At 68.2% G+C, this 9,461-nt stretch carries 10 protein-coding genes; 7 read left to right on the top strand and 3 right to left on the bottom strand.

Annotated elements, in window-relative coordinates:
- Window positions 1-570 (top strand): GTP cyclohydrolase II (gene ribA, locus VFS34_15705; protein ID HET9795899.1); only part of this gene is annotated, 570 nt, incomplete at its 5' end.
- Between the two features lie 33 nt (window positions 571-603).
- Here the strand turns inward: ribA and VFS34_15700 are convergent.
- Window positions 604-1,254, bottom strand: a complete 651-nt coding sequence (locus tag VFS34_15700) for a hypothetical protein (protein ID HET9795898.1) — start codon at window positions 1,252-1,254, stop codon at window positions 604-606.
- Window positions 1,255-1,332: 78 nt separating this feature from the next.
- On the opposite strand from VFS34_15700, the gene VFS34_15695 reads away from it, so the two are divergent.
- From VFS34_15695 to VFS34_15685, 3 genes are read left to right on the top strand one after another with little or no spacing between them, the layout of a single operon-like run.
- Window positions 1,333-1,788, top strand: coding sequence for a c-type cytochrome (locus VFS34_15695; protein HET9795897.1), 456 nt, complete (start codon window positions 1,333-1,335; stop codon window positions 1,786-1,788).
- A 20-nt stretch (window positions 1,789-1,808) separates the two neighbouring features.
- Complete coding sequence (locus VFS34_15690) at window positions 1,809-2,372, top strand: molybdenum cofactor guanylyltransferase (protein ID HET9795896.1); 564 nt, start codon at window positions 1,809-1,811, stop codon at window positions 2,370-2,372.
- Window positions 2,350-2,862, top strand: a complete 513-nt coding sequence (locus tag VFS34_15685) for a peroxiredoxin (protein HET9795895.1) — start codon at window positions 2,350-2,352, stop codon at window positions 2,860-2,862. Before VFS34_15690 ends, VFS34_15685 begins: the two co-directional genes overlap by 23 nt.
- A 75-nt stretch (window positions 2,863-2,937) precedes the next feature.
- Here the strand turns inward: VFS34_15685 and VFS34_15680 are convergent, their stop codons facing one another.
- Window positions 2,938-3,981, bottom strand: coding sequence for a 2-oxoacid:ferredoxin oxidoreductase subunit beta (locus tag VFS34_15680; GenBank protein HET9795894.1), 1,044 nt, complete (start codon window positions 3,979-3,981; stop codon window positions 2,938-2,940).
- The gene (locus VFS34_15675; GenBank protein ID HET9795893.1) at window positions 3,978-5,816 is read right to left on the bottom strand and encodes a 2-oxoacid:acceptor oxidoreductase subunit alpha; all 1,839 of its coding nucleotides are present in this window, start codon (window positions 5,814-5,816) and stop codon (window positions 3,978-3,980) included. The genes VFS34_15680 and VFS34_15675 overlap by 4 nt, the downstream gene beginning before the upstream one ends.
- 204 nt (window positions 5,817-6,020) lie before the next feature.
- On the opposite strand from VFS34_15675, the gene lysS reads away from it, so the two are divergent.
- From lysS to VFS34_15660, 3 genes are read left to right on the top strand one after another with little or no spacing between them, the layout of a single operon-like run.
- Window positions 6,021-7,547 carry a lysine--tRNA ligase gene (gene lysS / locus VFS34_15670; protein ID HET9795892.1) on the top strand — a complete coding sequence of 509 codons (1,527 nt, stop codon included), beginning with the start codon at window positions 6,021-6,023 and terminating at the stop codon, window positions 7,545-7,547.
- A gap of 19 nt (window positions 7,548-7,566) precedes the next feature.
- Entirely contained in the window at window positions 7,567-7,989 is a 423-nt protein-coding gene (locus VFS34_15665) for a cupin domain-containing protein (protein ID HET9795891.1), read from the top strand.
- 58 nt (window positions 7,990-8,047) lie between these two features.
- A complete protein-coding gene (locus VFS34_15660; protein ID HET9795890.1) occupies window positions 8,048-9,421 on the top strand; it encodes an NCS2 family permease in 1,374 nt (457 codons plus the stop codon).
- Window positions 9,422-9,461: the final 40 nt, after the last annotated feature.

Here is a 9,461-nt window from a genome sequence, read left to right as displayed (position 1 = left end):
CCCGCTCTCCCCACGGCCCACGGGGATTTCCGCGTGGTCGCGTACCGGAGCGACGTCACCCACGAGGAGCACGTCGCGCTGGTGGCCGGAGAGATCCGCGAGGACGAGCCGGTCCTGGTGCGGGTGCACTCGCAGTGCCTGACGGGCGACGTGTTCGGTTCCTCGCGCTGCGACTGCGGCGAACAGCTGAGGCTCGCGATGGAGAAGATCGCCGCCGAGGGGCGGGGCGTCCTCCTCTATCTGCTCCAGGAGGGGCGGGGGATCGGGCTGTTCAACAAGCTGAAGGCGTACGAGCTGCAGGACCAGGGCCACGACACCGTGTCGGCGAACGAGAAGCTCGGCTTCCCCCCCGACATCCGGGACTACGGCGTCGGCTGCCAGATCCTCCGGGATCTCGGCGTCCGGAAGATGCGCCTGATGACGAACAACCCGTCGAAATACGTCGCGATCGACGGATACGGGCTGTCGATCGTGGAGCGCGTGCCGCTCGAAGTGCGTCCGACCGAGAACACGAAGCGCTATCTCGAAGCGAAGAAGAACAAGATGGGGCACCTGCTGAAAATGGTGTGACGCCGCCCGGGCGTCGAAGGCGGATTCCTCCGCCTATCCCCGGTACCACCGCTCCAGCGTTCCCGGCGCGACCCCGGCGAAATAGCCGGCGACGACGAGCGCGTCGACGAGGACCTGCCGAACGGCGCGGCCGCGATAACGGCGGGGAGACGCCACGCAACGGGCGTCGAGCACCGCGAACCGCCGCCTCCTGCGGAGCCGGCGGACGAAATCGAGATCGTCGCAGATCGGGAGGTCGCGGAAGCCTCCGGCGGCGACGTACGCCTCCCGGGTGCAGAAGATCCCCTGATCGCCGAACGGGAGCCGGAGCCGCCGCGTCCGGACGTTCGCCCACCACGCGATCCATCGAAGAGCGGCGCCCGCGTCGCGGTAGGCGAGGCGGAAACATCCGGCGTCCGCCCCCCGGCGGAGGGCCTCCTCGATGCGCATCCGCGCATCGGCGGGCGGGCGGGAGTCGCCGTGCAGGAAGAAGAGCACGTCGCCGCCCGCCGCCAGGGCTCCGGCGTGCAGCCGGGCGCCGCGAGACGTCCCCGGGAGCGCGAGCAGGCGGCCGCCGGGGATCCCGGAAGAGGCCGAGCGCGAGCTGCCGTCGACGACGACGATCTCGAAATCGGCCGCGACCGGGAGGAAGTTCTCCGGCCACCCGGCGGGCTCGTCCCGGACCGGGACGACGAGCGAGATCATGCGGCGATCGTAGCAGCGGGGCGACGGCGCTTCCGGCGGTCCCGGCGATGCTGCTACGATCCGCTCGCGGAGGTGGACATGAAGATCGCGGGCGTCATCCTCGTCGCCGCCCTATCCCTCGCGGCCCTCGCGGCTCCTCCCCGGATCGCGCCCTCTTCCGCGACGCCGAAGGACGCGGCGGCACGGCCCGCGCCGTCCGGCGACGCCGTCCTCGAACGGGGCCGATATCTCGTTCACGACGTGGCGTTGTGCGTCCAGTGCCATTCACCGCGCGACGAGAACGGAAATCTCCTCGAAACGAAGCTCCTCACGGGAGCGCGCGTTCCGTTCAACTCGCCCTATCCGGGGCACCCGTGGGCCTATCAGGCGCCGAACATCCGCGGAATGATCGGATACACCGAGGCGGAAGGCGTCCGCCTCCTGACGGAGGGGATCACCCGGGGCGGAACGCCGCCTCGTCCGCCGATGCAGCAATTCCACATGACGGCCGATGACGCACGCGCCGTCGTGGCATACCTGAAGTCTCTCCACTGAAGGTCCCGGGCGTCACCGGGGTGATCCTCGCGGGAGGCCGGTCGCGCCGCATGGGGCGCGACAAGGCGTGGATCGAACGGGAGGGTCGGCCGCTGGTTCTTCGCCAGTCGGAGCGGCTCGCCGAGGCGTTCGCGGAAGTCGTCGTCTCCGCCAAGGAAGCGGAGCCGTTCTCGAGGCGCGGCCTGCGGGTGATCGTGGATCGGGAGTCCGGCTCCGCGCCGATCTTCGGAATCCGGGCGGCGCTCGCCGAGATCCGCCGTCCGATCTTCGTTCTCGCCGTGGACCTGCCGCGATTTCCGCCCGGGCTCGCGGCCGCGCTCGCGCGCGAGCTGGTCGAAAACGGCGCCGCCTGCGTCGCTCCGGCGGCGGAGGGAAGGATCCAGGGACTCTGCGCCGCCTACGCGCCCTCTCTCCTTCCGGAACTGGATCGGCGGATCGAAGCGGGGCGGCTCGCGATTCGGGAGGTTGTGGCACAATGCCCGGGAGCCCTCCGGGACGAGAGTTTCTGGGGGCGCTGGGGCGGGCGCGAGATGTTCGAGAACTGGAATCGTCCGGAGGACCATGAACCCGGCTCAGACGCTTAGGGTCTTCCGGCTCGCGATCCGCGACCTGCTCCGGAAGAAAGGGGAGACGAAGATGCTGAACGTGGGCGACTCGGCCCCGGATTTCACGGTGAAGACCCATCGGGGCGAAACCGTCACGCTGTCGGACCAGCGCGGGAAGACGATCGTGCTCTGGTTCTATCCCAAGGCCGACACCCCCGGTTGAACCCTCGAGGGTTGCGGGTTCCGCGACCTCTATCCCGAGTTCCAGAAGAAGAACGCCGAGATCTGGGGGATCTCCTTCGACACGCCGGCGGAGAACGACGCGTTCGCGAAGAAGTTCGACTATCCGTTCCCGCTCCTGTGCGACATGGACCGGAAGATCGGCATGACGTACGGCGCCGCCGATTCCCCCCAGGCGGGATTCGCGAAGCGGATCACGTACGTGATCGGACCCGACGGCCGGATCGCGCAGTCCTACCCGCAGGTCGATCCGAAGAGCCACCCGAAGACGATCCTCGCAACGCTCTGAGGGCGCCGTTCGGGGGCAAAGAAAAAGGCCCGGGATGACCGGGCCTTTCGTTTCCCGGGAGGGACGGCCGGACGCCTACGCGAGCTCCTGCATGATCGCGTCGAGCGCCGACTTCGGGGGACGGGTCTTCGACTCGGGGAGGGTGGCGAGCGGCTCGTCCACCATGTGGAGCTGCGTCAGGAAGTCGGGCGTCTTCTCGTTGATGTAGATCAGCCCGGTCAGGAACTCCTGCTTGTCGCGCGCCTCGGTCAGGAGATCCGTCGCCTTGCGCTTGTCGGTCGGGTCGTAGTCGGCGCGCAGCGCCTTCAGCCGGAGCTTCGACCCGTCGTGCATCTGGACGTCCTGCACCTCGCCGGGCTTCTGCTCGATCGTGACGTCCTCGAAATAGGGGACAAACCCGATCTCCTGGATCGGCTCCTCGTGGTCCTTCGACCACTTGTAGGACTTCGTCGAGCCCTCGTGGTTGTTGAACGTGACGCACGGCGAGATGACGTCGAGAAGGCTCGTCCCGCGGTGCGCGATCGCGGCCTTCAGGAGCGCGACGAGCTGTTTCATGTCGCCGGAGAACGATCGGGCGACGAACGAACAGCCGAGCTCGATCGCGAGGCCGCAGAGGTCGATCGCGGGAAGGTCGTTGATGACGCCGTTCTTCAGCTTCGAGCCGAGGTCCGCCGTCGCCGAGAACTGTCCCTTCGTCAGCCCGTACACGCCGTTGTTCTCGACGACGTAGATCATCGGGATGTTGCGGCGGAGCAGGTGGACGAACTGGCCGGCGCCGATCGAGGCCGTATCCCCGTCCCCCGAGACGCCGATCGAGATGAGCGACCGGTTGGCGAGCATCACGCCCGAGCCGACCGCGGGCATGCGCCCGTGAACCGCGTTGAATCCGTGGCCGCGCTCGACGAAATACGCCGTGGTCTTCGAGGAGCAGCCGATCCCGGAGAGCTTCGCGACCCGGTGCGGCTCGATGCCCATGTCGTAGAACGCCTGCGTGATCTGCTTCGTGATCACGTCGTGCCCGCAGCCGACGCAGAGCGTCGACTTCAGCCCGCCGTACTCCTTGATCGTCAGGCCGATCCGGTTCGTCGCGGGCGCTTTCGGTTCCGTCACGCTGCTCACAGCTTCACCTCTCCGAGCTCGACGCCCTCGACGACGGTCTGCGCGTCGAGCGGCAATCCGTTGTAGTGGAGGATCGAGCGCAGGCGGCCGGACTCGCCCGCGAGCTCGATCGTGAGGAGACTCTTCATCTGCGCGTCGCGGTTCTGCTCGACGACGTAGACGCGCTCGTGCGCGCGGACCCAGTCGAGAACCTCGGCCGGGAAGGGGAGGGCGCGGAGCCGCAGGTAGTCGGCGTCGATGCCCCCGGCCTTCAGGATGTCGCGGGCCTCGATCACGCCGTAGTGCGACGAGCCGAACGCGAGGATTCCGAGCGGGGACTTCCCGTCGCCGAAGATCTCGGGGGCCGGAACGAGGGACCGCGCCGTGTCGTGCTTGCGCGCAAGCCGGTCCATGGTCGCGACGTAGTCCTCGGGGCGTTCGGAGTAGGTCGCGCGGTCGGTGTGCCCCGAGCCGCGGGTGAAATAGGCCGCGAGGGGATGGTTCGTTCCGGGAAGCGTCCGGTAGGGGATGCCGTCGCCGTCGACGTCGCGGTAGCGGGCGAACCCGCCGCGCTCGGCGACCGCCGCGGCGTCGAGGACCTTCCCGCGGTCGATCGGCCTGTCGGGGTACGGGAACGGTTCGCTCACCCAGTTGTTCATCCCGAGGTCGAGATCGCTCATCACGAAGACCGGCGTCTGCAGCCTCTCCGCGAGATCGAACGCGTCGATCGCCATCGAGTAGCACTCGGTCATCGACGCGGGGAAGAGGAGAACGTGGCTCTTGTCGCCGTGGGAGAGGTAATAGGTCGAGAGGATGTCTCCCTGCATCGTCCGGGTCGGGAGGCCCGTCGAGGGGCCCACCCGCTGGATGTCGAAGATGACCGCGGGAATCTCGGCGTAGTAGCCGAGCCCGACGAATTCGCTCATGAGCGAGATTCCCGGCCCCGAGGTCGCGGTCATCGCCCGGGCGCCCGCCCAGGCGGACCCGAGCACCATGCCGACCGCTGCGAGCTCGTCCTCGGCCTGGACGATCGCGAAGGTGGCCTTCCCGGTCTCCGGATCGAGGCGGTGCTCCTTCATGTAGTCGATGAGCGATTCGACGAGCGAGGAGGACGGGGTGATCGGGTACCAGGTGACGCACGTCACGCCCGCGAACATGCAGCCGATCGCGGCCGCGGCGTTGCCGTCGAGGATGATCTTCCCCTTCGTCTGGTCCATGCGCTCGAGCCAGAAGGGATCTCGCTTCTGGAGGTTCTCGGCCGCCCACTTCCATCCGCCGTAGATCGCGCCGACGTTCAGATCCACCGCCTTGGCTTTCCCCTTGAACTGCTTCCCGGTCGCCTCCGCGATTTCGGCCGGATCGAGGCCGAGCAGCCACCCGAGCACCCCGACGTAGATCATGTTCACGACGAGCCGCCGGAGCTTCCCGTCGGAGCAGAGGTCGAGGACCAGCTTCGAGAACGGCACCGGGTAGAAGAGCAGGTCCTTGCGGAGCGCGTCGAGCTTCAGCGACTCCTCGTAGACGACGGCCGCCCCCGGCGCGACCGTCCGGACGTCCTCGTGGGCCGTTTCGGGGTTCATGCACACGAGGACCTGCACGTCGCGGCGGCGGGCGACGTAGCCCTGCTTCGACGCGCGGATCGTGAACCAGGTCGGGAGGCCCTGGATGTTCGAGGGGAACAGGTTCTTCCCGGAAACCGGGATCCCCATCTGATGGATCGTCCGCATCAGGATCGTGTTCGACGACTGCGATCCGGACCCGTTGGCGGTGGCCACCTGGATCGAGAAGTCGTTCACGATCGGCTGATCGGGACGGGCGGCGGGAACGAGGCTCTCGCGGGTTACGACGCTCGACATGAGTCTCCTTTTTCAAGCCTTGCGGCGGGAAAAACGCGCTTTTTCCTCAAACCGGTCGAGTATATCGACGGGTCATTCTGGCCGCAATCCGCTTGCGCTCAATGATTCGTTCGCATCATCGGGCATGGCGAGGCGCGGAGAACCCGGCGGAACCGCTTCGGCGGACGACGGTTAGAATAGCCGCTCTTTCAGAACGGGAGCCCGATGAACGACGAAACCCCGCCTCCGGACACCGGAGAAGGCGAGCTGATCCGGAACCGGCGGAAGAATCTCGAGGCGATCTGCGCGCTGGGCCATCGCCCGTACCCGAATTTCTTCCCCGAGAGCCGATCGGTTTCGGCCGTCGTCGCCGAGCACGAATCGCACGACGGCCCGCACCTGGAGGCGCATCCGGACCGGGTCGCGACGGCGGGCCGGGTGCGCGCGCTCCGGACCGCCGGCAAGGCCGGGTTCCTCGACCTCTGGGACGGCTCGTCGAAGATCCAGATCTACGTCAAGCGCGACGTCGTGGGAGACGAAGGGTTCGCCCTCTACCAGCTCCTCGACCTCGGAGACTGGATCGGCGTCGAGGGGCCGGTCTTCCGCACGCGCGCCGGAGAACTTTCGATCAAGGCGGAGAAGCTCTCGTTCCTCGCCAAGGGGCTCCGCCCGCTTCCGGACAAGTGGCACGGGCTGCAGAACCTGGAGGAGCGTTACCGCCGCCGGTACGTGGATCTCGTCGTGAACCCCGATTCCCGCGGCGTCTTCGAGCGGCGGGCGAAGATCGTGTCGTTCCTCCGGCGGTTCCTGGACGCGCGCGGCTATCTCGAGGTCGAGACGCCGATGATGCAGCCGATCGCCGGCGGGGCCGCCGCGCGGCCGTTCGTCACGCGGCACAACGCGCTCGACATGGAGCTCTACCTCCGGATCGCGCCCGAGCTGTACCTCAAGCGCCTCGTCGTCGGCGGGATTCCGCGGGTCTACGAGATCAACCGGAACTTCCGGAACGAGGGGATCTCGACGCGGCACAACCCCGAGTTCACGATGCTCGAGTTCTACCAGGCCTACGCCCGCGCGGAGACGCTGATGGCGCTCACCGAGGAGCTCTTCTCGGAGATGGCGGTCGTGGTGACCGGCTCCGAGGAGACGCCGTGGAGCGGGGAGACGATCTCCTGGAAGGCGCCGTTCGCGCGGTACACGATGCGGGAGGCGGTCCTCGCGTTCTCGAGGAACCATCCGAAAGGTCCCGTCGGGGAGCGGGAGCTCGAAACGGCCGACGCGCTCCTCGCCGCCGCGCAGCGGATCGGCACCGAGCGCCCGAACCGGTTCCGCGGGCAGAAGGGGAAGCTCCTGGCCGAAATCTTCGAGGCGGTCGCCGAAGACCACCTCGTGCAGCCCACGTTCATCCACGAGTTCCCGACCGAGATCTCGCCGCTTTCGAAGCAGCGCCCCGACGCGCCCGAGTGGGTCGAGCGGTTCGAGCTGTACGCGGGCGGAATGGAGATCGCGAACGGCTTTTCCGAGCTGAACGATCCCGACGAGCAGGCGCGGCGCTTCCGCGAGCAGATGGAGGCGAAGGCGGGCGGCGATCTCGAGGCGATGCCGTACGACCACGACTACGTCGAGGCGCTGGAATACGGAATGCCGCCGACGGCGGGCGAGGGGATCGGCGTGGATCGGGTGACCATGCTGTTCACGGATCGGAGCTCGATCCGGGACGTCATCCTGTTTCCGCTGATGCGACCGAGATAGACAACGGGAGGAGGGCGCGATGACCGGGACACGACTCATCGGGATGTTCCTCACGGTTCCCTTCCTGGCGGCGGCCGAGCCGCCGGCCGTCGAGAAGCGGGGCCAGACGGTCGTGACGAAACTCGAGCACGTCGCGGCGGGGCCCCTGGCGGAGCTGAACGGCAGGTACAAGCTCCGCGTCTCCGAGGTGACGTACCGTCCCGGGGGGTTCATCGGAGATCACCACCATGCGGGGCCGGGAATCCGGTGCGTCCAGTCCGGCGAGCTGACGTACGTCGAATCGGGGCAGACGTCGGTGTTCCGGAGCGGCGACTGTTTCTTCGAGTCCGGAGACATGACCCACACGGCGCGCAACGACGGAGATCGGCCGATCGTTCTCCTGAATTTCGAGGTCCTCCCGAGGGACTGGGAGGGCCCGACGGCGATTCCGGTCCCCCGGTGACCGCGGAGTCGGGGCCGCCACGGCGCCGACGGGCGGCAGCGGTCCCCGCGGCGCGGCGATGAGCCTCGTCCGGTTCTTCCGCGTCGCCGAGCGCGGAACGACTCTTCGCCGCGAGATCCTCGGCGGGGCCACGACCTTCGTCACGATGGCGTACATCGTCGTCGTCAATCCGGCGATCCTCGCCTTCGCCGGGATCCCGCGGGGGCCGAGCACCGTCGCGACGATCCTGGCCGCCGTCTTCGGATGCCTCGCCATGGGCCTGTACGCGAACCTCCCGATCGCGGTGGCCCCCTACATGGGGGAGAACGCGTTCGTCGCGTTCGGCCTGACCGCCCTGGGGATTTCCTGGCAGCAGAGGCTCGGCGCCGTCTTCGTGAGCGGGCTCGCGTTCGCGGCGATCACGCTGCTCCGGATCCGTTCGTGGCTCGCGCGGGCGGTGTCGGCCTCGCTCAAGCACGCGTTCGCGGTCGGAATCGGGCTCTTCCTCGCGTTCATCGGCCTGTACGAAACGGGGATCGTGACGAGCTTCGTTTCCGGGATGCCGGCCGCGGCGCTTTCCGGCCCCGCGGGGACGCTCCGGAACCCGGACGTCCCGGTCAAGATCGGAAATCTCCGCGAGCCGCGCGCGCTGCTCGCCGTCGGCGGCTTCCTGCTGATCTCCGTTCTTCTCGCGCGGCGGATCCGCGGCGCGATCCTGATCGGAATCGCCGCGGCCGCGGCGGCGGGGATCGCGCTCGGCTACGCGCCGGCGCCCGGGGCGATCGCGGAGTGGCCGGGCGGCGCGATCGCGAGCCTCGCGGAGATCGCCGGGAAGCTCGACGTCGCCGGCGTGCTGCGCCTTTCCTTCCTGCCGATCCTGCTCACGCTGTTCCTGATGTCGTTCCTCGACACGCTCGGAACGCTCGTCGGCGTGGGCGCCGCGGGGGAGATGCTGGACCGGGACGGGAATTTCCCGGAAATCGAGAAGCCGATGATGGTCGACGCCGCGGCGTGCGTGGCGAGCTCGCTGCTGGGCACCTCGACGTCCGGCGCGTTCATCGAGTCGGCGGCCGGGATCCGGGAGGGCGCGCGGACGGGCCTGGCGTCGATCACGACCGCGGTCCTGTTCGCGGCGTCGCTCTTCTTTCTCCCCCTCCTCGTTCCGCTCCAGGAGCTGCGGTTCGCCTACGGGCCCGCGCTCGTCGCCGTCGGCCTCCTGATGACCGCGTCGGCGGCGAAGATCGACTACGCGGATTTCACGGAGATCGTTCCGGCGTTCACCGCGATCGCGGTGATGATCTTCACGTACAACATCGCCAACGGGCTGACGGCCGCGCTCGTCGTCCATCCGCTGCTGAAGCTCGGCGCGGGAAGGGTTCGCCAGGTGCCGGCCGGAGGATGGGTGCTCGCCGGAATGTGCCTCGTGTATTTCATCTTCGGCATCCCTCACTAGCCGTCGCGTTCGCGACGCTCGCGCAGCTCGGATCGCGAAC

The organism is Thermoanaerobaculia bacterium, from assembly GCA_035717485.1.
Lineage (GTDB): Bacteria > Acidobacteriota > Thermoanaerobaculia > UBA5066 > DATFVB01 > DATFVB01.
Note: the sequence above shows the minus strand (reverse complement) of the source record. Positions and strands in the feature narration are given on the sequence as shown.